This window comes from Arthrobacter sp. AG1021 (assembly GCF_003633665.1).
In the GTDB taxonomy this organism is placed as follows: Bacteria; Actinomycetota; Actinomycetes; order Actinomycetales; family Micrococcaceae; genus Glutamicibacter; species Glutamicibacter soli.
Genome location: NZ_RBLB01000006.1, coordinates 196,867 through 220,851, shown reverse-complemented (window position 1 = coordinate 220,851; position 23,985 = coordinate 196,867). Strand labels below are relative to the sequence as shown.

Annotated in this window: 21 protein-coding genes; 5 read left to right on the top strand and 16 right to left on the bottom strand. The window is 65.2% G+C overall.

Features of this window, described 5'->3' with window-relative positions; all coding sequences use genetic code 11:
* Nucleotides 1–91: 91 nt before the first annotated feature.
* Nucleotides 92–883 (top strand): amino acid ABC transporter permease, encoded by a 792-nt coding sequence (locus tag DFO58_RS01200; protein WP_047119777.1) that lies wholly within the window; start codon nt 92–94, stop codon nt 881–883.
* A gap of 12 nt (nt 884–895) precedes the next feature.
* Nucleotides 896–1,678, top strand: a complete 783-nt coding sequence (locus DFO58_RS01195) for an amino acid ABC transporter ATP-binding protein (protein WP_053798563.1) — start codon at nt 896–898, stop codon at nt 1,676–1,678.
* A 104-nt stretch (nt 1,679–1,782) separates the two neighbouring features.
* Here the strand turns inward: DFO58_RS01195 and menD are convergent, their stop codons facing one another.
* From menD to DFO58_RS01180, 3 genes are all read right to left on the bottom strand, one after another.
* Entirely contained in the window at nt 1,783–3,483 is a 1,701-nt protein-coding gene (gene menD, locus DFO58_RS01190; protein ID WP_183043077.1) for a 2-succinyl-5-enolpyruvyl-6-hydroxy-3-cyclohexene-1-carboxylic-acid synthase, read from the bottom strand.
* A 150-nt stretch (nt 3,484–3,633) separates the two neighbouring features.
* On the bottom strand, nt 3,634–5,757 hold the full coding sequence (locus DFO58_RS01185; protein ID WP_120989116.1) for a PhoX family phosphatase: 2,124 nt from the start codon (nt 5,755–5,757) through the stop codon (nt 3,634–3,636).
* 123 nt (nt 5,758–5,880) lie between these two features.
* Entirely contained in the window at nt 5,881–6,876 is a 996-nt protein-coding gene (locus tag DFO58_RS01180) for an o-succinylbenzoate synthase (protein ID WP_120989115.1), read from the bottom strand.
* Nucleotides 6,877–6,956: 80 nt separating this feature from the next.
* Here DFO58_RS01180 and DFO58_RS01175 point away from each other — a divergent pair, with 80 nt between their 5' ends.
* Nucleotides 6,957–7,811, top strand: coding sequence for a phosphatase PAP2 family protein (locus DFO58_RS01175; RefSeq protein ID WP_053798566.1), 855 nt, complete (start codon nt 6,957–6,959; stop codon nt 7,809–7,811).
* Nucleotides 7,812–7,827: 16 nt separating this feature from the next.
* Here the strand turns inward: DFO58_RS01175 and DFO58_RS01170 are convergent, their stop codons facing one another.
* The 4 genes from DFO58_RS01170 to pdhA form a co-directional block, all read right to left on the bottom strand.
* Nucleotides 7,828–8,784: a DUF3093 family protein gene (locus DFO58_RS01170; protein ID WP_120989114.1), complete on the bottom strand. Its 957-nt coding sequence runs from the start codon at nt 8,782–8,784 to the stop codon at nt 7,828–7,830.
* Nucleotides 8,785–9,041: 257 nt separating this feature from the next.
* The gene (locus DFO58_RS01165; protein ID WP_120989113.1) at nt 9,042–10,478 is read right to left on the bottom strand and encodes a dihydrolipoamide acetyltransferase family protein; all 1,437 of its coding nucleotides are present in this window, start codon (nt 10,476–10,478) and stop codon (nt 9,042–9,044) included.
* 1 nt (nt 10,479) lies between these two features.
* On the bottom strand, nt 10,480–11,562 hold the full coding sequence (locus DFO58_RS01160) for an alpha-ketoacid dehydrogenase subunit beta (protein WP_047119782.1): 1,083 nt from the start codon (nt 11,560–11,562) through the stop codon (nt 10,480–10,482).
* A 1-nt stretch (nt 11,563) separates the two neighbouring features.
* The gene (pdhA, locus tag DFO58_RS01155) at nt 11,564–12,727 is read right to left on the bottom strand and encodes a pyruvate dehydrogenase (acetyl-transferring) E1 component subunit alpha (protein WP_053798569.1); all 1,164 of its coding nucleotides are present in this window, start codon (nt 12,725–12,727) and stop codon (nt 11,564–11,566) included.
* A gap of 226 nt (nt 12,728–12,953) precedes the next feature.
* On the opposite strand from pdhA, the gene DFO58_RS01150 reads away from it, so the two are divergent.
* Complete coding sequence (locus DFO58_RS01150) at nt 12,954–13,406, top strand: Lrp/AsnC family transcriptional regulator (protein WP_047119784.1); 453 nt, start codon at nt 12,954–12,956, stop codon at nt 13,404–13,406.
* Between the two features lie 507 nt (nt 13,407–13,913).
* Here DFO58_RS01150 and DFO58_RS01145 read toward each other — a convergent pair.
* The 9 genes from DFO58_RS01145 to DFO58_RS01105 form a co-directional block, all read right to left on the bottom strand.
* Nucleotides 13,914–14,699: an enoyl-CoA hydratase/isomerase family protein gene (locus DFO58_RS01145; RefSeq protein WP_120989112.1), complete on the bottom strand. Its 786-nt coding sequence runs from the start codon at nt 14,697–14,699 to the stop codon at nt 13,914–13,916.
* Between the two features lie 15 nt (nt 14,700–14,714).
* Nucleotides 14,715–15,875, bottom strand: coding sequence for a 1,2-phenylacetyl-CoA epoxidase subunit PaaE (gene paaE, locus DFO58_RS01140; RefSeq protein WP_047119786.1), 1,161 nt, complete (start codon nt 15,873–15,875; stop codon nt 14,715–14,717).
* Entirely contained in the window at nt 15,872–16,369 is a 498-nt protein-coding gene (gene paaD, locus DFO58_RS01135) for a 1,2-phenylacetyl-CoA epoxidase subunit PaaD (protein WP_047119787.1), read from the bottom strand. Before paaD ends, paaE begins: the two co-directional genes overlap by 4 nt.
* A gap of 40 nt (nt 16,370–16,409) precedes the next feature.
* Entirely contained in the window at nt 16,410–17,270 is an 861-nt protein-coding gene (paaC, locus tag DFO58_RS01130; RefSeq protein WP_047119788.1) for a 1,2-phenylacetyl-CoA epoxidase subunit PaaC, read from the bottom strand.
* A complete protein-coding gene (gene paaB / locus DFO58_RS01125) occupies nt 17,267–17,557 on the bottom strand; it encodes a 1,2-phenylacetyl-CoA epoxidase subunit PaaB (protein ID WP_047119789.1) in 291 nt (96 codons plus the stop codon). Before paaB ends, paaC begins: the two co-directional genes overlap by 4 nt.
* 1 nt (nt 17,558) lies before the next feature.
* Complete coding sequence (paaA, locus tag DFO58_RS01120) at nt 17,559–18,545, bottom strand: 1,2-phenylacetyl-CoA epoxidase subunit PaaA (protein WP_047119790.1); 987 nt, start codon at nt 18,543–18,545, stop codon at nt 17,559–17,561.
* Nucleotides 18,546–18,728: 183 nt separating this feature from the next.
* The gene (locus tag DFO58_RS01115) at nt 18,729–19,175 is read right to left on the bottom strand and encodes a DoxX family protein (RefSeq protein ID WP_082123954.1); all 447 of its coding nucleotides are present in this window, start codon (nt 19,173–19,175) and stop codon (nt 18,729–18,731) included.
* A 213-nt stretch (nt 19,176–19,388) separates the two neighbouring features.
* Nucleotides 19,389–20,126 (bottom strand): amino acid ABC transporter ATP-binding protein, encoded by a 738-nt coding sequence (locus DFO58_RS01110; RefSeq protein ID WP_047120861.1) that lies wholly within the window; start codon nt 20,124–20,126, stop codon nt 19,389–19,391.
* A gap of 14 nt (nt 20,127–20,140) precedes the next feature.
* Nucleotides 20,141–21,535, bottom strand: a complete 1,395-nt coding sequence (locus DFO58_RS01105) for an amino acid ABC transporter substrate-binding protein/permease (protein WP_082124069.1) — start codon at nt 21,533–21,535, stop codon at nt 20,141–20,143.
* Between the two features lie 275 nt (nt 21,536–21,810).
* Here DFO58_RS01105 and DFO58_RS01100 point away from each other — a divergent pair, with 275 nt between their 5' ends.
* Nucleotides 21,811–23,970 (top strand): S9 family peptidase, encoded by a 2,160-nt coding sequence (locus DFO58_RS01100; protein ID WP_120989111.1) that lies wholly within the window; start codon nt 21,811–21,813, stop codon nt 23,968–23,970.
* Nucleotides 23,971–23,985 lie beyond the last annotated feature (15 nt).

The following is a 23,985-nucleotide window of genomic DNA, read 5'->3' as shown; positions in this document are numbered from 1 at the left end:
CGTCGCTAACGGACTATTTAGACGCGGGGGCCTAGCGACGCCCTGATCCGGGCGCTGCGGCGGCCCCCGCGACCTTTATGAGAGGTACACCATGGCAATGACCACGAGTCAGCGCGCCCGCCTGAGCAAAACCATCCAGATCATCCTGTTTGTTGCGATCATCGCCGCAGTGGTCTTGTCCCTGGACTGGGAAAAGACCCGCTATGCCTTCTTCTCCTTCGAGAAGCTGGGCCCGATGTTCCCGGACATGATCATTGTCGGCTTGAAGAACACCATCTTCTACACCGTTATCTCCTTCGCCTTCGGCCTGGTTGTCGGCCTGCTGCTGGCGTTGATGAAAATGGCGTCCTTCGCCCCGTACCGCTGGTTCGCCACCGCTTTTGTTGAATTCTTCCGCGGCATCCCCGCCATCCTGGTGCTGTTGGCCTTCGGCTTCGGCCTCCCCCAGGCCTTCGGCACCACCTGGCCGCAGCCGGTGAACATCATGCTGGCATTGGGGCTGGTATCTTCGGCCTACATCGCAGAGACACTGCGCGCGGGCCTGCAGGCAGTGCCCAAGGGGCAGACCGAAGCGGCACGTTCGCTGGGCATGCCTGCCTGGCGCGCCATGGTCACCATTGTGATCCCGCAGGCGTTTAAGATCGTCCTGCCTCCGATGACCAACGAAATCATCCTGCTGACCAAGGACTCCTCGCTGGCCTTCATCCTGGGCGCGTCGATGGCCCAGTACGAAATGACTAAATTCGGCCGCGATGGCATCCAGTCGCTGGACGCCGGCATCACCCCGCTGGTCGCCGCCGGCCTGTTCTACCTGGTCATCACGATCCCGTTGAGCCTGGTAGCCCGGAAGTTTGAATCCCGCTCGGCTCGGACCAAGCGCTAGAAAGGACCGAAAATGACCACGACCAACAACTCGATGGCAGAACGCGCCGCCGGCGTGGAGATCTCGGACCTGCGCAAGTCCTACGGCAGCAACGAGGTGCTCAAGGGCATCAGCCTGAACGTCAAGCCCGGCGAGGTAGTCTGCCTGATCGGCCCTTCGGGCTCGGGCAAGTCCACCCTGCTGCGCTGCGTGAACCTGTTGGAGAAGCCGAACGGCGGCACCATCCACGTGGGCGGCTTCGAGGCCACCGACCCCGAGGTCAACCTGGACAAGATGCGCCAGAACGTCGGCATGGTGTTCCAGCAGTTCAACCTGTTCCCGCACCTGACCGTGCTGGAGAACTGCACCGTAGCCCAGATCAAGGTGCTCAAGCGCGACAAGGCCAAGGCGCAGGCCACCGCGAAGCTGAACCTGGAACGTGTGGGTCTGGGCGACTTCGGCGGGCGCTACCCGGACGAGCTCTCCGGCGGCCAGCAACAGCGCGTGGCGATCGCCCGCGCGCTGTCCATGGAACCGACCCTGATGCTCTTCGACGAGCCGACCAGTGCGCTGGACCCGGAGACCGTGGGCGAAGTGCTGGCCATCATGAAGAAGCTGGCCCGCGAGGGCATGACCATGCTGGTGGTAACCCACGAGATGGCCTTCGCCAAGGAGGTCGCCGACCGCGTGGTTTTCATGGACGGCGGCGTCGTGGTGGAGGAGGGCGTTGCGGCCGAGGTCATCGGCAATCCGCAGCAGCCGCGAACGCAGGACTTCCTGCGCCGCGTGCTCGACCCTACCCACGTGGATATCTAGTCCTCCCCCGGAGATAGGAATCGCCGAAGCCCCGGCAGGCATCCTGGCCATCAGCCAGTTCGCCTGCCGGGGCTTCGCCGCGTCCGGGCGGTTCCGGGTCCAGATCAGGCCGCAGGCCAGGGCAGCTCGCCCAGGCGCTTATTCAGTTCCAGATGGTGCGCGCGCAGTGCCTGGCGGCTCGCCGGGATCTCGATCAGCCGCAAGTCCCCGGGGGTGCCGCTAGACAGCAGCGAGCCGAGTTCTGCGCGGGTGAGCACCCGGTGGTAGCTCCAGCCGTAGCCTTCGGCGAGCGCCCTCAGGTCCATCTGCTGGGGCGTGGCGAACAGCCGCTCCACGCTATTGCCGTAGCGCCGGGACTCGTCCACCTGGCCGTGCTCTAGTGTGGAGAAAATCGCTCCTCCCCCGTCGTTGTAGACAACAACGTCCACCGTGGGCTTCTGCTCGCCCAGGGTCCAGAGCATCGAGCTTGCGTCGTGGGCGAAGGTGATGTCCCCCATGACGGCCACGGTGCGCTGCCCGCTGCCTGCCGCCAGGCCCAGGGTCGTGGAGATGGTCCCGTCGATGCCGGCCAATCCGCGGTTCGCATGGCAGGTGCTGGCTTCCGCCACACTGGGATCCGCAGCCAGGTCGAAGTCGCGCACGATGTTCGAGGACCCCAGCAGCAGCTGCGGAATGCGGGCGTTCCAGATTTCCTCCGCCACTGCGGCCCCGTCCAGGGTTCCGGGTTCCTGCAGTGCTGCGCGGATCGGCTGGGCCTGCGCATCCAGTTGTTGCCAGCCTTCCAGCCAGCCCCGGGGTGCGGTGCCGGCGAAGTCAACGAGCTGCTGGGGATCTGCCACGGGTGTTTCGCGCCGGCGCCCGGCCTCGTACCAGGGGGCAGGAGCCGGTTCCCAGATCACCGAGTCGATGTGCGCTGCGGCGAGCAGCCGGCCGACCGGGCGGCTGAGCGTGGGACGCCCGAACAGCACCACGCGTTCGATGCGCTCAAGACCTACCGCGATCAGCGGGCGGTAGTGGCGGATGGCGTGGGCGGAGAAGCGCGCGTTGGAGGACGGCTCGGCGAAGAGCGGCAGCCCCAGGTGCTGGGCAAAAGCCTGCGCCTCGGGACCCGCAGCGTGTCCGGCGACAACCACTGTGCGCCGCACGGCGGCGTCGGTGGGCTGCGGCCAGGCGGCTCCGGACAGTTGGGTTCCTGCGCTTGCCCAGTCCCCCGGCTCAATGCCGGTCCAGGCTTGGGTCTCCACTCGGGAGTCGTCTTCAGGCGTCAGCGGGTCGCGGAACTGCAGGTTCAGCTGCACCGGGCCGGCAGGCATCTGCCCCCTGCCGCGCAGCGCGGCCAGGGCCATATCAAGCGCAGGTGCCGGACTATCCCCGGCGGGCACGTTCAGCGCCGCACGGACGTGCTCGCCGAACAACGTTTTCTGCCGGGTGCTCTGGCTGGCGCCGGTTCCGTGCAGCTCGTCCGGCCGGTCGGCCGAGAGCACCAGCAGCGGCGTGCCGGTGTGGTTGGCTTCCATGACGGCGGGCAGCATCTGGCCGATGGCCGAGCCGCTGGTGGCGGCGATGGCAGTGGGCGCGCCGGTGGCCTGGGTTAGTCCCAGCGCCATGAAAGAAGCCGAGCGTTCGTCGATGCGCACATGCACCCGAAGCTTCCCTGCGGCTTCGGCTTCGGCCGCGGCGTAGGCCAGCGGGGCGCTGCGGGAACCGGGAGAAATCACCAGGTCTCTGATTCCTGCGGCAATCAGTGCCGAGAGCACCTCGCGGGCCGTGGTGATGGCACGTTGTCCATCCTGCTGCGCACTCACGCGTTCAGTCACCTCTAGTCTTGGCCGGAAAGCATCTTTCCAAGTCTATCGAGTCGCCGGTTGCCCGGTACCCGGAGGTCCATCCCGGGACGCGGACCGCGGCGGGAAGCCTGTCGCTTCCCACCGCTGCCTGCCTGTCACCGGAAATGGCTAGTGCTTGCCGTGCCCGTTGCCGTGGCCATGCCCGTGACCGTTTCCGTTGTTGCCCTGGCGCTCGGTGAAGACTTGGACCACGCTGGGCCGCGGGCCGTAGAACTGGCCCTTCTTCACCTTGCCCGGAGCGGCTACGAAATCGGGGAACAGCGACGCCGGCTGGGCGAAGCTGCCGCCCTCGCCCGGATGCTGCACCGCAACGAACACCGAACCGTCCTTGTCATGGATCACCGGGCCGCAGGTCTCGGCCCCGGTGGGCACCGCGAGGAACTGCTCCACGCGGCCCCGGTCCTTGCCGGTCAACGTCACCTTGTGCAGCGCGTCGGAGTAGCCGATGGTGCCCGGGGCGCCGTCGGTGGAGATCCATAGGTTGCCCGCCGAGTCGAAGGCCAGGTTGTCCGGGCAGGAAATCGGGGAGACCTTCTGCGCCGGATAGCCGGAGAAGTAGGTGGAGGAGTTGACCTTCGGGTCGCCCGCCACCAGCAGGATGTTCCAGGTGAACTTGGTGGCCGTCGCGTCGTTGCCAGCTTCGGTCAGCTCCAGGACGTGCCCGTCGCGGTTTGCCACGCGCGGGTTCTGCTCGGTGGCGCCTTCCTTGCCTGCCTTGCCGCGGTCGGAGTTGTTGGTCAGCGCCACGTACAGCTTGCCGGAGACCGGGCTCGGCTCCACGTCTTCGGGGCGGTCCATCTTGGTGGCGCCGATCTTGTCGGCGGCCAGACGGGTATACACCAGCACTTCTTCCACGCTCATGCCGTCCACCATCGACTTGCCGCCGCGCACCAGCGGAAGCCAGGTGCCGGTGCCGTCGAAGGCACCGTCCGAGGGCAGCGCCCCGCTGCCGTCGATTTCAGCGGCCGGCGAGTTGCCGGCGAACTTCGCGACATACAGGTCGCCATCCGACAGCAGGGTCATGTTGTGGCGGCGGTCGTTCTTGCGGTAGGTCCCCGAGGAGACGAACTTGTAGATGTATTCGAAGCGCGAGTCGTCGCCCGAGTAGGCGACGGCCTTGCCGTTCTTGGCGATGCGCACATTCGCGCCCTCGTGCTTGAAGCGGCCCAGATTGGTGTGCTTGACCGGGATCGACTTCGGATTCTGCGGATCGATCTCGACAACCCAGCCGAAGCGGTTCGCCTCGTTCTCGAATCCTTCATGGTGCAGGCCGAAGCGCGGGTCGGTGTCTTCCCAGCCGCGTTCGGTGGCCTTGGCCGCGATGCCGTAGCGGGCTTCCTCGGCGGTTCCGCGGCCGCGGAAGTACTGGTCGATGTTCTCCTCGCCGGAGAGCACGGTGCCCCACGGAGTGGTGCCGCCGGCGCAGTTGTTCAAGGTGCCCAGGATCTTGGTGCCCGTGCGGTCCGCTGCGGTCTTGAGCAGGTCGCTGCCCGCAGCCGGCCCGTCCACGGTGAACTCAGTCTGCATGGTGATGCGGCGGTTGCGTTCGCCGCCTTGGACGTAGGTCCACTTCTTGTCGTTCTTCTTGCGAGAGACCTCGACAACGCTGAAGCCGTGGGCGTTCATGGCGATGCGGCGGGCTTCGTCCTTGTTCGCCTCGAACCAGTCGGCGTCGAACATCATGTCTTCGTTGGTGTATTCGTGGTTGGCGACCAGCACGCCGGTGCGGCCGGAGTACTTGTCCACGATGATGTCCAGGTAGTCGCAGTTGTATCCGAACTGCTCGGCCTGCTTGCGTGCGGTCTGATTCTGCGCGTCGAATTCCGGCGAGCGCTTGAACAGCGGGTCGCCCCAGCGGATGATGCTGTGCCAGCCGTAGCCTTCGGGCACGGTCATGGTGTCCACCGAGCGCGAGACCGGGTCGATGGCCTGGAAACCGAGCTTCCCGCCGTGGGAGCCGTGCTTGCCGGCGACGGCCACTTCAGCAGCGGATGCCGGCGGGGCGCCGAACAGCTGCGGGCCGACGACCAGTGCGGAGGCACCGATGGCACCGAGCCCAAGCATCTGGCGGCGGGAGAGCGCGGAGTCGGCGATGTCCCGGAAGTACGCGTTGGATGAGTTGTTGCAGTCCGGCTTGACGCAGGCATCCCCGCATTTGAAGTGGCAGGTCGCTGCGGAACGTCCGCCGCGGGTATGGCCAAGCATCGGCAGCAGGGTACGGGTGGGATTCATTGATCCGTCACTTCCTCGGTGTGGCTCGCTCGTCAGGGGGTGAAGCGATTCGAGGTTTTCATCCCGAAGTGGTCAAAAGCCGTACTGGAGGTTAACACGAGGATAATTCTGGGTGCGGCTCCCCTAGTTCTCCAACAGCTGCGCGTAGCAGTCGCGCACCCGCTGGTGCCACCAGGCCTCGCGTTCCTGTCCCGGATGCAGCTTGGCCAGCTTGTGCGGCTGCGGCTTCACGCGGCGCACCGGCAGGTACCCGGCGGTAGCCAGCAGCGGCTCGTCGGTCACGTCGTCCGCGAAAAGGGTTCCGGTGGACAGCCCGCAGGCATAGGGAAGCTCGGGCAGGGCGCTGGCCAGCGCGGCGGCCTGAGCCAGGCCCACAGAGGTGTCCAGGGCGCTGGAGACCACGACATCGAGTTCGGCCTGCGCAGCGATGTCGAGCACGGTCTGGATGCCTCCCAGCGGCTGAGCCTTGATGATCATCAGGTCGGCGGCCCCGAGCCGGGAGACTTCCAGCGGATCGGTGTGCTTGCGCACTGCTTCGTCCGCGGCGATCTTCAGGTCGATCCGCGCGGAACGCAGTCGCGCGCGGACCTCGGCCAGTCCGGTGATGCCGGGCACCGGCTGTTCCGCGTATTGCAGATCGAAGTCGCTGAGCCGGGTCAGCGCTGCCACCGCGGTGGGGATGTCCCATCCCATGTTCGCGTCCACGCGCAGCGCGGCCTGCGGGTACAAGCGCCGGGTTTCGGCCACCCGGGCAAGGTCCTCATCTACGCTCTGCCCCTGCTCGGCCACCTTGATCTTGATGGTGTGCGGCGCATCGTAGCGTTCAAGCACGCGGCCGACTTCGCCGACCGGAACGGCCGGCAGCGTGGCATTAACCGGGATGCTGGTGCGCAGCGGCTGCGGGAAGGGCTGGTAGGCGGCTTCGATGGCGGCGGCCAGCCAGCGGGATGCTTCCTGCGGACCGTATTCCAAGAAGGCGGAGAATTCTCCCCAGCCCGCCGGTCCTTCGATCAGCAGCGCTTCGCGCTGGGTCACCCCGCGGAATCTCACCTGCATGGGCAGCTGGACTACGTGGCTGTGGGCGAGGATTTCTTCCAGGGCAGGCAGGGGAAAGTTCATAGTCCCAGCCTAGCCATGGTGGCGATAGTTACATGCCCAAAGCATGCATTGAAGCACGTGAGTTATGACAGGCTAGAGATATGAGCCGCCATTCCGCCACCCTGAAGCCGCGCCACGTGCAGTGGTGGTCCGGCGGGTTGCTGTTGCTGGCGTTGTTCATTGTCGAGTACGTCTTTTTTGTCCAGATGCGCGCCGGCCAGTGGGCCGACCAGGTGGGCTTCACCGTGTGGTCCCAGTGGTGGCCGTCCACCAATTCGGGCAACCCGGTCCGCCAGTTCCTCGATTTCCTGCCGTTGATCTGCGGAGCCATTGCCACGGTGTTCCTGCTCTACCGCGTCATCCGCGACCGAAGATTCCTGCGGGCGGTGATTGCGGTTGCTGCTGCAGGTGCCGCCATGGCCACCACGCAGATCCTCAAGCACCTGATCCTGATCCGCCCAGATTTCAACTTCGGCACCTCGGGAAATTCATTCCCTTCGGGACACACCACGGCCGCCGCCGCGGCGATGGGACTGATGTACCTGGTCTCGCCGCCGACGCTGCGGCCTGTGGTTCAGCTGGTCGCGTGGGTTTTCGCCACGGCGGCCGGAGTGGCCACGTTGGTGTGCGGCTGGCACCGTCCCAGCGATATCGCCGCCGGTTTCCTGGTCGCAGCGTTCTGGATGGTCCTTGCCAGCGCGGTGCTGCAGCGCATCCAGCCGTTGAGCGGCGAGGTCAGCAAGACCAGCTGGTCGCGAAGCCTGGGCGTCCTAAGCCTGGTCGTCTGGGTGCTGGTGCTGCTGCTGTCCTATCTGCTGCCCCACCCGCACATCCAGAAGGTCCCGCAGGAGCTGCTGCTGGCCTATGCGGTACTGGGCATCGTGCATGTGGTGGCTGCGTCCCTGATCTCGGGGCTGGTGCTGCGCTCCGTTGTCATCGGCCCGGCCCGCATCTGATCCGCCGCAGTACCGGCTAGCGACCCTGGGCGATCAGGGCGTTCAGCTGGGCGGCGGCCTGTTCGGAACGAGGGATGGTGACCGCGAAGCGGCGTTTGTCCTTCAATTCAACGGCCAGCCCTTCATGGCGGCGCAGCACCACGGCGGATCCGCCGGGGAAGAAGCGCCATCCCCAGCCGCCCCATTCCATGGGCTGGATCTCCTCGGCGAGGACCGATTCCATGTCCTTGACCTCGATGGTGCGCAACGGGAACCCCAGAAGGGCGCTGGACACGCGTAGCCTTCCGCCGGCCACCGTCACGCGGATCCTCGCCAGCCCGAGGACCAGCGGGGTGAGCAGGACGATGAAGGCGATTCCCATGATGAAGCTGACGATGTCTCCACCTTCAGTGGTGCTCATGAAGATCATGAAGATACCCATGCCCGCCATGAAAAGTCCTAGCAGCCACAACCACCCGGGGGCGTTCATTGTCTCGCTGAATTCATCACCTAGTGCGATTTCAGCCGCCGGCGGGGCCTTCACTGTGGCTGCCTGCCGCTTCTCCTGTACCTTAGCCAAGCGGTCACGGCGCTTGTTCTGGCGATTGAGCTGGTACTGCTGGAATACCCCGCAGATCCAAACAGGAACAAGGCTGACCAAGGTCGCTGCGATGCTGGCGAAGATCCAGGGTCCCGCTACGGCTTGGGTCGGATCACCGGCGAGCGCCGTAGGCACAGAGCTGGAAACATAGACCCCTGCGGTGGTCCAAGCCATCAGGCTTCCCACAAAAAGAAGCCCGAGCAGCACCAGTGGCTTGCGGGTCAGGTATAACGATGCCCATGCGACCAAGCCTCCGAGGATCGCGAAGGTCATGGAGGCGGTGAAGAACACCGCGCTGTCGGCGAATCCGTCCGGCAGGGCGCTGTCGGACCAGTGGGTCGCTGTGATGCTGGGCAGCGACGCCCCCAGCAGCGTCCGGGTCAGCGCGATCACCGCAATGGGCAGGAAAAGCAGGATGATCAGTGGTGTACGGCTTCTGACCTCAACGCGTTCGCTGGAAATGATCTGCCCCTTTCGGCTTCGGCGCTCCGCCCCGTTCTCGGGCCGGTCGCCGGATAAGTCATCTTCAAGTCTAGGAAATGTGCCTTGACTTGCCAATTAATCCCCCGGGCTGCAGCCTCCCAAAGGGTACGGAAAAGGCCCCGTCACCCGGGAAAACTTCCCGGGTGGCGGGGCCTGATTCCTGCCGTCTACAGGGTAGACAGGGCCTTCTTCGGATCGGTCATCGCATCGGCGACGTAGCGCAGGAATCCTGCAGCGGTGCCGCCATCGCAGACACGGTGGTCGAAGCTCAGGGTCAGTTCGCAGATGGAACGGACCTTGATCTTGCCGTTGACAACCCATGGCTTCTCAACGATCCGGCCCAGGCCGAGGATGGCAGCTTCCGGGTAGTTGATGATCGCCGCGGAGCCGTCCACGTTGAACACCCCGTAGTTGTTGATGGTGAAGGTGCTGCCGGACAGGTCGGAGACCCCGGCCTTGCCTTCGCGGGCCACGCCGGCCAGTCGGGCGAACTCGGCCGACAGCTCGTTGGCGTTCAGCTTGTGGGCGTCGCGCACGTTCGGGACCACCAGACCGCGGTCGGTCTGGGCCGCGAAGCCCAGGTTGACCCCGTCGAAGATGGTGTGGCGCAGCGAGCCGTCGTCCTCCACGTCGATGCGGCTGTTCAGCTCAGGGAAGCGCTGCAGGCCGGCCACGGCGAAGCGAGAGATCAGCGCCATGATGCTTGGCGCCTGGCCCTCGGATTCCTTGATCTTTCCGCGCAGCTTCAGCAGCTTGGTGACATCCACGTCCACCCACACTGTCGCTTCCGGGATTTCCCGGCGCGAGGTGCTCATGGCGGCGGCAATGGTCTTGCGCACGCCGGAGAGCACCTGGCTGGAAGCGACCGGCAGGCCGGTGCGCTTGTCTGCGCCTGCGGCAGCGCCCTCGGACGGCTTCTGCGGTGCCGGCGCGGCGGCCGGAGCGGGAGCTGCCGCCGGGGCTGCCGGGACAGCGGCCGCTGCGGCTGGCTGGCCCTGGCTGATCAACGCCTCCACGTCGGCACGCAGGACCAGGCCCTCGGGGCCGGTGCCGCGCACTGCGTGGAGGTCGATGGAGTTCTCGCGGGCCAGCTTGCGCACCAGCGGGTTGATGACGCGCACGGCCTGCGTGGAGGTCTCGCTGGACGCGGCCGCGGTGGTGATGCCTGCGCGCGGGCGGCGACGGCGGCTGGTGCTCGGCTTGGAGGCGCCGGTGCCGTATCCGATCAGCACGTTGCCGCTGGCTTCGTCCTCTTCGGCCACCTCCGGCACCTGGGTGCCGGCCATTTCCTCTTCACGGTAGGACAGCGCGCCCTCGGCGGCAGGTTCGGCGGCCGCAGGGGCTGCGGCTTCCGGCTCGCCGCCTCCGGTGTTCACGGAGATGAACGGTTCGTCCACCAGCATCATCTGGCCGGCATCGCCGTGCAGGGTCGAGACCACGCCTTCGAACGGGCACGGGATCTCCACCAGCGACTTGGCGGTCTCCACCTCGGCGATGGGCTGATCGACGATGACCGAGTCGCCCTCGGCGATCATCCAGCGCACCAGTTCAGCCTCGGTCAGGCCTTCGCCCAGATCGGGCAGCAGGAACGTCTTAATGCTCAATTTAAGCCTCCCACTGGAGCTGGTCGACCGTATCAAGGATGCGCTCGACGCTTGGCAGGTTGTACTTCTCCAGCGTTGGCGCCGGGAACGGGATGTCGAAGCCGGTCACGCGCAGCACCGGAGCCGCCAGCGAGTGGAAGCAACGCTCCTGCACGCGGGCAACGATCTCGCTGGCCACGGAGGCGAAGCCCTGGGCTTCGGCCACCACGATGGCGCGGCCGGTCTTGCGCACCGAGGCTGCCACCGATTCGTCGTCGAACGGAACGATGGTGCGGATGTCGATGACTTCCAGGCTGATGCCCTCCTCCGCTGCGACCTTGGCGGCCTGCATGCAGGTGGAGACGCTCGGGCCGTAGGTGATCAGCGTGGCATCGGAGCCGGCGCGCGCAATACGTGCCTTGCCCTCGGTTTCCGCGGCCTTGCCGGCCTCGTACTGGGCGGCCAGCTCTTCGAGGTTGACCTGCTCCTTGGACCAGTACAGCTTCTTCGGCTCGAAGAAGACCACCGGGTCCTCGGAGTCGATGGCCTCGCGCAGCATCAGGTAGGCGTCGGCCACGGTGGCCGGGGTGAAGACCTTCAGGCCCGGGGTGTGGGCGTAGTAGGCCTCGGAGGAATCGCAGTGGTGCTCCACGCCGCCCACGCCGCCGGCGTAGGGGATGCGGATGACCATCGGCAGCGGCAGGCGGCCCTGGGTGCGGTTGCGCATCTTGGCCACGTGCGAGGCGATCTGCTCGAAGGCAGGGTACGCGAACGCGTCGAACTGCATCTCGATGACCGGGCGCATGCCGTTCATTGCCATGCCCACGGCCATACCCACGATGCCGGACTCGGCCAGCGGGGTGTCGAAGCAGCGTTCGTTGCCGAAGCGGGCGGTGAGCCCGTCGGTGATGCGGAAAACGCCGCCAAGCGTTCCCACGTCCTCGCCGAAGATGACCACGGACTGCTCTGCGGTCAGGGCATCGGCCAGCGCCGTGTTCAGCGCCTTGCCGAAGGTGACCGGCTGGTTCTCGGTGGCGGCCTTGGCCGCTGCACGGGCGGTAGCGTCGGAGACGTTCGGGTTCACCCGCGAAGTGGTGGTAGTCATGCTAGGCCTCCTCACGGGCTAGTTCGTCGGCGAGCATTGCCTGCTGCTCGGCCATCTGTGGGGTCTTGGAAGAGTAGACGTGCTCGAACAGCTCGCGCGGATCGGTGTCCGCGTCCTGGTTCATGCCGTCGCGCAGGGTCTTGGCCACTGCCTCGGCCTTCTCGGTGATCTCCGCGGTGGCCTGCTCGGTGAGCAGCCCGGCGTCGTCCAGGTAGGACTGGATGCGGATGACCGGATCCTTGGCCTTCCACTCGGCGACCTCGGCGTCCTCGCGGTAGCGCTTGTCGTCGTCCGCGTTGGTGTGGGCCTGCATGCGGTAGGTGTGGGCCTCGACCAGCAGCGGGCCGTTGCCCTCGCGGGCCAGGCGCACGGCGCGGGTCATGACTGCCATCAGCGCCATCAGGTCGTTGCCGTCCACGCGTTCGCCGGCCATGCCGTAGCCCACGGCCTTGTGGGCCAGGGACGGGGCGGCGGACTGCTGGGAGAACGGCACGGAGATCGCGTACTTGTTGTTCTGCACGAAGAAGACCACCGGCAGGTTGAACACCGCGGCGAAGTTCAGCGCTTCGTGGAAGTCGCCTTCACTGGTGGCGCCGTCGCCGCACATGGCGACCACAACGGTGTCCTCCCCGCGCAGCTTGGCCGCGTGGGCGACGCCCACCGCGTGCAGCAGCTGGGTGGTCAGCGGGGTGGCCATCGGCGCGCAGTTGTAGGCCTTCGGATCGTACCCGCAGTGCCATTCGCCGCGGAAGCTGGTCATGACTTCCATCGGGGCGACGCCCTTGGTCAGCACGGCCACGGTGTCGCGGTAGGTCGGGAACAGCCAGTCGCCTTCTTCGAGGCACAGCGCGGCGGCGACCTGGCAGGCTTCCTGGCCGTGGCTCGACGGGTAGACGGCCATGCGGCCCTGGCGCACCAGGGCGGAGTTCTGGTCGTTGACGCGGCGTCCGGTCACCAGGGCGGAGTAGGCCTCCATGAGACGAGCGGGGCTCGGCAACGGGTACTCATGGCCCGGTTCGGTGCCCTGCTTGTCCTGTGGACGGAGGGTTCCATCCGGGTCCAGAAGGTTGATCATGTGCCGTGCTGGCAGCATGTAGTCTTCCGGGGTGATACCGAATTTGTCGCTGACTTCAGTCATGCGACCCGCGTGTGCATCGGTGCTCATGTTCTCCCACCTTTCGTAGTGCTGCGAAGGTCCCCCGTCACGCATACCTGTGACTGGCTTCACCCAAACATCATTTGCAACTAATTATGCGTATCAGTGGCAATCTGTATCCACTCCGGGCGCTAATCATGGAAAGTTGAGCATGGGATGCGTATACTTGTAGACGATTCGTATCAAGAAAATGGGTTTGGCGATGACTCGTCCGACCCGCTCGCAAGGAGTACTAATGACCGCTGACGCGGAACTGAAACTGGATGATGTCGACCGCGCGATCTTGGCCGAACTCACCAGCGACGGCCGGCAGTCGGTCACCACGGTCGCACAGAAGGTCCATGTCTCCCGGGCCCATGCGTACTCGCGAATCGCCAAGCTCCAGGATGCAGGGGTGATCACCCGTTACACGGTGGTCATCGACCCTGTGAAAACCGGCCTGAAAGCCAGTGCCTACGTGACATTGAAGCTGCGCCAGCACTCCTGGCGGGAACTGCGCGACCATCTGGCCTCGATCCCGGAGGTGCACCATATCGGGTTGGTTGGCGGAAACTTCGACGTGATCCTGCTGGTGCGCGCTAAGGACAATCTGGACCTGCGCCGGGTGGTTTTCGAGGAGCTGCAATCGCTGCCCACCGTGCTGGATACCCAGACGCTGCTGATTTTTGAAGACACCGATACCCGTTAAACGGGCAAGCCCGCCCGAAGACAAAACGTCCGCCGGATCAGATCCAGCGGACGTTTTGTCGTTGCTCCGAAAATTCTCGCACGGCAGGCCGCTTCTCATTCAACATCCAAAGTCGCAGCCGTCCCCTGGCCAATACTTGCTATGCCGAACTGGAACAACAGCGTATTGAGGGGCCCAAGATGAGCACCGACCCATGGAAGAACGCAAAGCTGTCGACTGGTCCCCGCACGAGATCGATAGCATCGCTGTGCGGATTCCGTTGACCGGCCATGAAGTCTGTTGTTGTCATGCACAGTACATGCGCGGTCCAGCTGGGAAAACTGTGAAACAGGGTGCTTGGTTCTACGCAAGTTCAACCTGCGCGTCGGCAATTTCGTTGCCGGCTTGGCGGCGTTGGCCTGCAAGAAAAAACTTTACGGACGGCAGCCTCGGCGGCCCAGCCTGAAAGTCTATTGATGCACCAAGCGCCCGCCAGAATCAATCTGGCGGGCGCTTGGCTTCAAGTACTTACTTCTTGCCAGTGAACACCGGCGGGCGCTTCTCCTGGAAGGACTTGAAGCCCTCCGCGTAGTCCACGGTGTCGCACAGTGCCGCCTGCGCGCGGTTCTCGGTGCGCATGGAGTTCCACAGGCCCACACGCTGGTCGCGGATTTCCGCCACCAGCTGCTTGGACGCGACGAACGCCTGGGTAGCGCCCTGGGCGACCTTGGCGATGATCTCCTCGCCGCGCTCGGCGAGTTCCTCGGCCGGGAAGGCGCGGGAGAACAGGCCCGAACGCACGGCTTCGGCACCGGAAATCAGCTCTGCGGTGTAGATCATGTCAAGAGTGCGGTGGGCACCCAGGCGCTCGGTGAACAGCCAGTGTCCCCCGGAGTCCAGGGTCGCGCCCAGGTTGGCGAACGGCGAACCGATCTTCGCGTTTTCCGCCACGTACACCACGTCGGTGGCGACTGCCAGGCCAAGTCCAACACCCAGGCAGGCACCCTGCACCAGGGCGAAGGTCGGAGCCGGGAAGCTGGACATCTTCTCCAGCAGCGGCTGCACCTTGCCTTCGAGGTAGCCGATGACGTCGTCATCTGCCGGGTTAACCCCGGAGATGTCGCGTCCTGCGCAGAAGCCGCGGCCTTCGCCGGTCAGCACCAAGGCGCGGACTTCTCCGGTTTCCACGGCCGCCGCGGCCTTGTCATAGGCCTCGGACAATTCGGCAAGTGCCGCCTCGTCCAGCGAGTTCATCTTCCTCGGCGCATTCAGCACCACGCGGGCGATGGAGTCGGCAATCGTCAGTTCGATCATGAAGTCATCCCGTTTCTAGGCGTCGAAGTCGACGCTGAGCTTTTCGGTGGTCGGGTGCGACTGGCAGGTCAGCACGTAGCCGGCCTCGACCTCGTCAGGCTCCAGCGCGTAGTTCTCCGCCATGGTGACGGTGCCGCTGGTGACCTTGGCGCGGCAGGTGCCGCACACGCCGCCGGCGCAGGCGAACGGAACGTCCGGGCGGACGCGCAGCGCCGCGTTCAGCACGGTCTCGTTGGCGCGTACCGGCGACTTGACCTCGCCCTGCAGGCCGTCGAGGGTGAAGCTGATCTCGTAGCTGTCCTCGTCTTCTTCGACGTTGACCGGGCGGCCGATATGGCCCTGGGGCTTGGTCGGCTCGCCGGTGGAGAACAGCTCGAAGCGGACCTTCTCGGCCGGGATCTCCATGCCGGTCAGCTGGTCGCGGACCAGCTGCACCAGCTCGAACGGTCCGCACAGGAACCATTCGTCGACGCTCGGCGCCTGAACCACGGTCTCAAGCAGCGTGGACAGCTTGTCCGCGTCGATGCGCCCGGAGAGCAGCGGGGAGATGCGCTGTTCGCGGCTGAGCACGTGGTGCAGGGCCAGTCGGGACGGGTAGCGGTCCTTCAGGTCCGCCAACTCCTCCAGGAACATCACGTCCATGGCTGCCTTGTTCGCGTAGATCAGGTCGAAGCGGGTGTTCTCGTTCGCGGCCAGGATGGTGCGGGCGATGGCGAGCACCGGGGTGATGCCCGAGCCTGCGGCCACCGCGACGAAGCGGTCCTGGTCAGCGGTGTCGATCTTGGACGGATCATTGATCTCGGTCAGGCGGTGCTTGGAGATGAACGCGCCGGCAGGGCTCATCACGTCCATCTGGTCGCCTGCGGCCAGGTTTTCGTTGGCCCAGGTGGAGAACAAGCCGCCCAGGTCGCGCTTGATGGCGACCTTGATCTCGCTGCCAGTGGGCTCGGCGCAGATCGAGTAGGAACGGCGCAGCTCGTGCAGCTCGCCTTCCGCGTTCGGGATCTCCTTGCGCAGCGCCACGTACTGGCCCGCCACGTAGTCGTATTCCTCGCTCAGTTCCTCGGGAATCGCGAAGGTGACCTCGATGGAGTCCTTGGTCAGGCGGCGGACGTTGGAGACGGTCAGCCGGTGGAAGGAGGCACGGCGACGAGTTGGTGTGGTTTGGTCGGTCATGAGAGCACCTTGAAGTAGTCGAAGGGTTCCAGGCAGTCTTTGCAGGTGTAGAGCGCCTTGCAGGAAGTTGAGCCGAAGCGCGCCAGCTCGCGGGTGTTCAGCGAATGGCAGCGCGGGCACTTGACGCTCATGCCGAGCGTCACGCGTCCGGCATGGCCCCGCCCGGTGGGCGGGGCGATGCCGTAGGCTTCCAGCTTGGCCTTGCCGCTCTCGGTCATCCAGTCGGTCGACCAGGCGGGGGTGAGCACCAAACGGATGTCGACCTGTTCATGGCCTGCCTCCTGGAAGACCCTGTGCAGGTCCTCGGTGATGACGTCCATGGCCGGGCAGCCCGAATAGGTCGGGGTGATGACCACGTGGACCGCGCCGTCCTCGTCCTGCTGGACTTCACGCAGGATGCCGAGGTCGGCGATGGTCAGCACGGGAATCTCCGGATCCGTGACCTTCGAGGCGATGGCGAACAGATCTTCGGTGTTGGCGATCAGGTTGCTCAAGACTGCTCCCCCTTAGCGGGCGAAAGGGTTGGTGTGGTGGCTACCAGCTTGCACCGGGGTGCTTGCGGGCAAGGACTTGCATTTCAGCCAGGATGAATCCGAGGTGCTCGGAGTGCTCTCCGCCGCGGCCGTTGGCCATGGCCTGGCCGGTCTTCGGGATTTCCAGGCCGGAATCTGCCAGGACGGCGTTGATTTCCTTGTCCCAGGCTTCGCGCAGCGAGGACGGAAGCACTGCAATGCCGTCCAGCTTGCGGTGCAGCTCCAGGTCCTGGAACATCTCGTCGACGTATGGCCAGAGGATTTCCAGCGCGTGGCGCATCTTGGCAGCCGATTCCTCGGTGCCAAGGCCCAGGCGGATGGTCCACTGGATGGCGTGGTCGCGGTGGTAGTCGACTTCCTTGACTGCCTTGGCGCAGATCGCGGCCAGGGTCTCGTCGGCGGATTCGGTCAGCTTGGAGTACAGCAGGTGCTGGAAAACCGAGACGATCAGCTGGCGGATGATGGTCACGCCGAAGTGGCCGTTGGGCTGCTCGACGATCCACAGCGAGGTGAAGTCGTCTTCTTCGCGCCAGTAGGCCAGGTCGTCTTCGGTCTTGTCCCAGGCCAGGCCGGCGTAGGTCAGGAACGAACGGGCGTGTCCGAGCACGTCAAGGGCGATGTTGCCCAGGGCGATGTCCTCTTCCAGCTCAGGTGCGCGGGAGATCCAGTGCGACAGGCGCTGGGCCAGGATCAGTGCGTCGTCGCCCAGGGTCAGTGCGTAGCGTGCAACGTCTTCGCTCGGCTTGGCACCGCCCACGGCGATGTCTTCCGGACGCAGCGCGTTGCCCGGGGTGACGCGGGTGGCCGAGGCCAGCGCGTCGCCGAAGCTGTCGAGCTCGGCATCGAGTTCGTCGTGGTTCACAGGTGCTTCACTCCCTCGCTGGCCTTGTAATAGGTCGCGTGGCGGTAGTCCTTGCCCTGCGGGGATTCGAAGAAAGCGTCCTTCTCATCCGGATCGGAGCTGATGATGTCCTCGGACTTCACAACCCACAGGGACACGCCTTCATTGCGGCGGGTGTACAGGTCGCGGGCGTTGCGCACTGCCATCTGGGCATCCGGAGCGTGCAGCGAACCTGCGTGGACGTGCGAGAGTCCACGGGAGGAACGAACGAATACTTCCCACAGGGGCCAATTGTTCTGTTGGCTCATGTTAGGCAACCTCACTTTGTACTTGCTTGGCGGCGTATGCTGCGGCGGCTTCGCGAACCCAGGCACCCTCGCGGTGGGCTTCGCGGCGGCGCTCCATGCGCTGCGCGTTGACTGGGCCGTTGCCCTTGATTACTGCCATGAACTCATCCCAGTTCAGATCCTTGTGGATCCACTGCTTGGTCTCTTCGTCGTACCGCAGTTCGGGATCCGGCAGGGTCAGTCCGAGGACCTTGACCTGCTCGGCGATCATGCCGACGAAACGCTGGCGCAGTTCGTCATTGGAGAAACGCTTGATGTTCCAGGCCATGGACTGCTTGGAGTTCGGGGACTGCTCGTCCGGTGGGCCGAACATCATCAGCGCAGGCTCGTAGAAGCGGTTGACGGCATCCTGGGCCATCTTCTTCTGAGCTTCGCTGCCGCGGGACAGCGAGAGCAGGATCTCGAAGCCCTGGCGCTGGTGGAAGGACTCTTCCTTGCAGACGCGGACCATGGCGCGGCCGTACGGGCCATAGGATGCGCGGCACAGCGGCACCTGGTTGGCGATGGCCGCACCGTCCACGAGCCAGCCGATGGCGCCCATGTCGGCCCAGGAACGTGCCGGGTAGTTGAAGATCGAGGAGTACTTGGCGCGTCCGGTCAGCAGCTGGTCGTTCAGCTCGTCGCGGTCGGTGCCGAGGGTTTCGGCGGCGGAGTACAGGTACAGTCCGTGCCCTGCCTCGTCCTGGACCTTGGCCATGAGGATCGACTTGCGCTTCAGCGACGGCGCGCGGGTGATCCAGTTGGCCTCAGGCTGCATGCCGATGATCTCGGAGTGCGCGTGCTGGGAAACCTGGCGAGTCAAGGTCTTGCGGTAGGCATCCGGCATCCAGTCGCGTGGCTCAATACGCGAATCCTTGCCGATCAGGGCGTCAAAACGCGCCTGCGACTGCTCTTCTTCGTAGCTTGGGACGGCACTCAGTCCCGGCTCCTGCGGTGTGGTCGGGGCCATGGGTTCACCTCACTGAAAACTATTTACATACTGACCGTTCGTTCAGTATGTCAGAGTGGGTTCGGTCACGTCAACATCACCACCGAAACCGGCATCACGCAAGCACCCCAGGCCAGCCAATCGTCCGCTTAAATGCCCCGGCACCCGAAAGATGCTCTTTCGGGTGCCGGGCTTGACTATCTCCTAGGCGTTCGACATCGACCCGACCGGGGCCGTCCGGCCGAAGACCAGACGGTCCACCGAATAGGAGCCCGGGCCGGCCAAGGCCAGAGCCGCGGCAGCGGCAGCCAAGATGGCCACCAGCTCATATCCTCCGTTGTCGACAAAAATGCCGGCAGGAAGGTGGACCAGGAACAGCGCACCGAGCATATCCAAGGCCAGCAGCCCCGCGGCGACACGGGTCACCACCCCGAGGACCAACGCGATGCCGCCGGCGAGTTCAAGGGTGGCCACGGCGGGGGCCACCATCGAGGCCAGCGGGACGCCCATTTGCTCGAACGAGGCGGTAGCCCCATCGAGGGTGTACTGGAAAAACTTCTGCCAGCCATGGGCGGCCAGGATGATGCCGAGCACGACGCGCAGCACCAGCAGGGCGGCGGAGGTCATCGGCGGGTTGTTTCGGGTGGTCATGTCAATCTCCATCGGCGGATCTTCGGGGATGAGCGGCTTCGCAACAACTCGGGATCAACCCTATACTTAAAACTTGAAGCTTCAATGATAATTTTCTATGTCGTTCCTGTGGATTGACCCGCACATGGCAAAACCGCCCGGAAATGAACAATTTTTTTGTTCATTTCCGGGCGGCCTGCGGAATAAAGCGTCGCGACTACGGACGCTGCGTCGCTACAGCACCTTGGACAGGAAATCCTGGGTGCGGGCCTGCTGCGGGTTGCCGAAGAGGTCCTCCGGCTTGCCCTGCTCGCAGACCACGCCGTCGGCCATGAAGACCACGCGGTCGGCGACTTCACGGGCGAAGCCCATCTCGTGGGTCACCAGCACCATGGTCATGCCCGAGTCGGCCAACTCCTTGATCACCTGGAGCACCTCCCCGACCATTTCAGGGTCCAGCGCGCTGGTGGCCTCGTCGAAAAGCATGATGCCCGGGGACATGGCCAGCGCGCGGGCGATGGCCACTCGCTGCTTCTGGCCGCCGGAGAGCGAAGCCGGGCGGGCATCTGCCTTCTCCTTCAGCCCCACGCGCTCCAGCAGCTCCAGCGCCTTGGCGCGGGCCTCGGTGCGGTTCATCTTCTTCAGCTCCACCGGGGCCAGCATGATGTTCTCGGCCACCGACATGTGCGGGAAGAGGTTGAAGTGCTGGAAAACCATACCCACGTGGCGGCGAACCTCGTTGATGTCCACCTTCGGGTCGGTCACGTCGAAGCCGTCGACAACCACCGTGCCGGAGGTGATGTCCTCCAGCTTGTTCAGGCAGCGCAGCAGCGTGGACTTGCCCGAGCCCGACGGGCCGATCACGCACAACACCTCGCCCTCGCGGATCTCCAGGTCGATGCCCTGGAGCACGTTGTTGGATCCGAAGGACTTGTGCAGGTCGGTGACCTGGATCTTTACCTGCGAGTTCATCTCGCTTGCGGTGCTCACTTGTTGAACCTCTTATCGGCATAGTTGGCCAGCTTGGTCAGGGCCATGATGGCGACGAAGTAGATGACGCCCACGATCAGCAGGGTCTCGGTGACGCGGAAGTTCGCCGCGTAGATCTGCTGACCCTGGTAGAGCAGTTCGGCGAAGCCGATGGCCAGCAGCAGCGAGGAGTCCTTCAGGCTGATGATCAGCTGGTTGATCAGCGACGGGGTCATCATCTTGAAGGCCTGCGGGATCACGACCTTCTGCATGGACTTGCCGTAGCCCAGGCCCAGCGAGCGGGCGGCTTCCAGCTGTCCCGGATCCACCGACTGGATGCCGCCGCGCACGATCTCGGCCACGTAGGCGCCGGCGTTCAGCGACAGGGTGAGGATGCCGGCGGTCCAGACGCTGATGTCCCATCCGGTCAGCTGCGGCAGGCCGAAGTAGAACATGAACGCCCACAGCAGCAGGGGGGTGCCGCGGAAGATGTTCACGAAGGTGGTGGCGATGCCGCGCAGCACGATGTTGCCGGAGATCTTGAAGAAGCCGAAGATCAGGCCCAGCGCCATGGCGATCGCGAAGGAGATGGCGGTGACGCCCAGCGTATTGCCCAGACCGGTCATCAGCGCGGGGAACGACTTGACCGCCAGGTCGAAGAAGTTGCCAGGAGTGCTGGCGGTGGGGTCGGCCAGGTACTTGTCCAGGATCTTCTGGTATTCGCCGTTGGCCTTCAGCTCGGCCAGGCCGTCGTTGAAGGCGGCCAGCAGCGCGGTGTTCTCGCCCTTGTTCACGGCGAAGCCGTAGGAGCCGCCGGGCACCTTGTCGGTGACGGTCTTCAGGCCGTTGCCCTGCGCGATGCCGTAGGCCAGCACCGGGTAGTCGTCGAAGACGGCGACGGCGGAGCCGGCCTTGACCGACTCGTACATGGTGGCCGACTGGTCAAGGGACTTGACGGTGAAGCCGTATTGCTCGGCAATCGACTTCGCGTAGGTCTCGCCTTCGGAACCGGTCTTGGCGACAACGGTCTTGCCCTTGAGGTCCTCGTAGCCCTTGATGGCCTCGTCGTCCTTGGCCACCGCCATCTGCACGCCGGACTCGAAGTACGGCTCGGAGAAGTCGTAGATCTGCTTGCGTTCGTCGGTGATCGACATGCCGGCGATGACGCCGTCGACCTGGTTGGCGGACAGCGCGGCCAGCGCCGCGCTGAAGCCCAGCGAGCGGACTTCGACCTGGAAGCCCTCGTCCTCGGCGATGGCATGGAGGATGTCCATGTCGATGCCCGTCAGCTCGCCGTTCTGGCGGAACTCGAACGGGGCGAAGGTGGTGTCGGTGCCGATGACGTAGGTCTGGCCTTCGACGCTGTCGGCGCCCTGGGCCATGGACGCCGGGGCTCCGACCACCAGCGCCATCAGACCGATGGCCACGCCGGCGATCCACCGGGCAAGGCGACCTGTCCGGGTCGGTGTGTGTTTATTTTTCACTTATCTCAATCGCTTTCTCATGCTGTAGGGGCGAGTAACCCATGGGGCAGATTGATTCACTCTGCTTGCTAGCCTATGGCCAATGCGCGCATGTCGAAACCTTTTCCGCCCAACCGAGCGCGTCAGCGCACGAGGCCCTGAAGGCTGTCCGCGCTGAGCTTAGCGGCCTGCCAAACAGCGGACCGGTGGGATTGAATAGGTATATGACTCCAGAACCGCTTACCGCCAGCGCGCCGATCGCCGCGAAGAATCCAGTCACCCGCACCTTCCACGGGGACACCTTCACCGATGACTACGAATGGATGCGCGAGAAGACCAGCGAGCAGGTCCTGGACCACCTGAAGGCTGAAAACGCCTACACCGACGCGGTCACTGCCGACCAGGAGCCGCTGCGCCAGGCCATCTTCGACGAGATCAAGGCCCGCACCGTGGAGACCGACCTGTCGGTGCCCACCCGGCGCCGGGGCTGGTGGTACTTCACCCGCTCGGTCGAGGGCAAGCCCTACACCATCCAGTGCCGCGTCGCAGCGGAGCAGACCGGGGACCCGCGAGCCGACTGGACCCCGCCGGTCATCGACCCGGAAACCGCGCTGGAGGCCGAGCAGGTGCTGCTCGACGGCAACCAGCTGGCCGAGGGGCAGAGCTTCTTCGCGCTGGGCGGCATGGCCCTGAACGAGGAAAGCAACCTGCTGGCCTACTGCATCGACACCGCAGGCGACGAGCGCTTCACCCTCTACGTCAAGGACCTGGCCACCGGCCAGCTGCTGCCCGACGTCATCGAGGGCGTGTTCTACGGGTTGGCGTTCTCCCCCGATTCCTCGACGGTCTTCTACGTCGTGGTGGACGAGACCTGGCGCCCGCACCAGATCAAGGCCCACGTGCTGGGCACCGATCCCGCCACGGACACCGTCCTCTACCAGGAAGACGACCCGGGCATGTGGCTGGGCTTCGATTTGAGCACCGATCGGACCAAGCTGCTGATCTCCAGCGGCAACTCCGAATACTCGGAGACCAGCGTGCTGGATCTAACTGATCCGGCGGCCCAGGTCCGGCTGCTGGTGCCGCGCTCGCTGCGCCTGCTGCACGGGGTGGACCTGCTGCCCGGGACCGACGGCGCGGCAGTCATCACCCACGATTTCCAGGCGCCGAACAACATGGTGTCGATGGCCGGACTCGACCAGCTCGGCGAGCAGACCGAGCCCGCGCAGTGGCGCACGGTCATCGAGCACCAGCAGACCGTGAAGATCGAGGGCACCGTGCTGACCGGCACGCACCTGGTGCTCTCGGTGCGCCGCGACACCTGCGAGCGCGTCCAGCTCATCGCCCTGGACGGGCTGGGCACCGCCGCGCAGCAGGCGGCCTTGGAGCCGGCCTTCGAGGACGAGCTGTTCACCGCCTCCCCGACCTTCGCCTCGCTGGAAGCTCCGCTGATTCGCATCGGCTACACCGCGGACTTCACCCCCGCCCGCGTGTACGACCTGTGGCTCGAGGACCAGTCGCTGGTGCTGCGCAAGCAGACCCCGGTGAACAACTACGACGCCGCGGACTACCTGTCCACCCGCGAATGGGTCGTGGCGGCCGACGGCACGCGCATCCCGCTGACCATCATGCGCCGCGCGGACCTGGACACCTCGGTGCCCAACCCGGTGCTCATCTACGGCTACGGCTCCTACGAGGCGTCCATGGATCCGGGCTTCGGCATCCCGCGGCTGAGCGTGCTGGACCGCGGTGTCGTGTTCGTCATCGCCCATGTGCGCGGCGGCGGCGAGCTGGGCCGCGACTGGTACCTGCAGGGCAAGAAGCTGCACAAGAAGAACACCTTCACCGATTTCATCGACGCCACCAAGTACCTGCTGGACTCCGGGTGGGCCGACCCGCAGCGCCTGGTGGCGCTGGGCGGTTCGGCCGGCGGCCTGCTGATGGGCGCCATCGCGAACATGGCCCCGCAGCTGTACACCGCGATCGTGGCGCAGGTGCCGTTCGTGGACGCGCTGACCTCGATCCTGGATCCCGAGCTGCCGCTGTCCGCGCTGGAATGGGAGGAATGGGGCAACCCGATCGAGGACAAGGAAGTCTACGACTACATGAAGTCCTACTCCCCCTACGAGAACGTCACCGCGCAGTCCTACCCGAAGATCGCGGCGGTCACCTCGCTGAACGACACGCGTGTGCTCTACGTGGAGCCGGCCAAGTGGGTGGCCAAGCTGCGCGAGCTGAACACCGGAGAGCAGCCGATCGTGCTGAAGACCGAGATGGAAGGCGGCCACGGCGGCGCCTCGGGCCGCTACGAGTCGTGGAAGTCCCGCGCCTGGGACTACGCATTCATCTTGGACGCGCTGGGCTGCCGCGAGATCGTGAAGTAGACACCCACCACCGGA

Excerpts from the sequence above, each read along its gene's own strand:
- DFO58_RS01195 (WP_053798563.1), top strand. The coding sequence starts at position 896 with ATGACCACGACCAACAACTCGATGGCAGAACGCGCCGCCGGCGTGGAG.
- paaA (WP_047119790.1), bottom strand. The coding sequence starts at position 18,545 with ATGGCCCCGACCACACCGCAGGAGCCGGGACTGAGTGCCGTCCCAAGC.
- DFO58_RS01100 (WP_120989111.1), top strand. The coding sequence starts at position 21,811 with ATGACTCCAGAACCGCTTACCGCCAGCGCGCCGATCGCCGCGAAGAAT.
- DFO58_RS01105 (WP_082124069.1), bottom strand. The coding sequence starts at position 21,535 with ATGGCGCTGGTGGTCGGAGCCCCGGCGTCCATGGCCCAGGGCGCCGAC.
- paaB (WP_047119789.1), bottom strand. The coding sequence starts at position 17,557 with ATGAGCCAACAGAACAATTGGCCCCTGTGGGAAGTATTCGTTCGTTCC.
- DFO58_RS01115 (WP_082123954.1), bottom strand. The coding sequence starts at position 19,175 with ATGACCACCCGAAACAACCCGCCGATGACCTCCGCCGCCCTGCTGGTG.
- DFO58_RS01185 (WP_120989116.1), bottom strand. The coding sequence starts at position 5,757 with ATGAATCCCACCCGTACCCTGCTGCCGATGCTTGGCCATACCCGCGGC.
- DFO58_RS01110 (WP_047120861.1), bottom strand. The coding sequence starts at position 20,126 with ATGAACTCGCAGGTAAAGATCCAGGTCACCGACCTGCACAAGTCCTTC.
- DFO58_RS01160 (WP_047119782.1), bottom strand. The coding sequence starts at position 11,562 with ATGACTACCACCACTTCGCGGGTGAACCCGAACGTCTCCGACGCTACC.
- DFO58_RS01145 (WP_120989112.1), bottom strand. The coding sequence starts at position 14,699 with ATGATCGAACTGACGATTGCCGACTCCATCGCCCGCGTGGTGCTGAAT.
- DFO58_RS01200 (WP_047119777.1), top strand. The coding sequence starts at position 92 with ATGGCAATGACCACGAGTCAGCGCGCCCGCCTGAGCAAAACCATCCAG.
- DFO58_RS01175 (WP_053798566.1), top strand. The coding sequence starts at position 6,957 with ATGAGCCGCCATTCCGCCACCCTGAAGCCGCGCCACGTGCAGTGGTGG.
- paaE (WP_047119786.1), bottom strand. The coding sequence starts at position 15,875 with ATGACCGACCAAACCACACCAACTCGTCGCCGTGCCTCCTTCCACCGG.
- DFO58_RS01180 (WP_120989115.1), bottom strand. The coding sequence starts at position 6,876 with ATGAACTTTCCCCTGCCTGCCCTGGAAGAAATCCTCGCCCACAGCCAC.
- DFO58_RS01150 (WP_047119784.1), top strand. The coding sequence starts at position 12,954 with ATGACCGCTGACGCGGAACTGAAACTGGATGATGTCGACCGCGCGATC.
- pdhA (WP_053798569.1), bottom strand. The coding sequence starts at position 12,727 with ATGAGCACCGATGCACACGCGGGTCGCATGACTGAAGTCAGCGACAAA.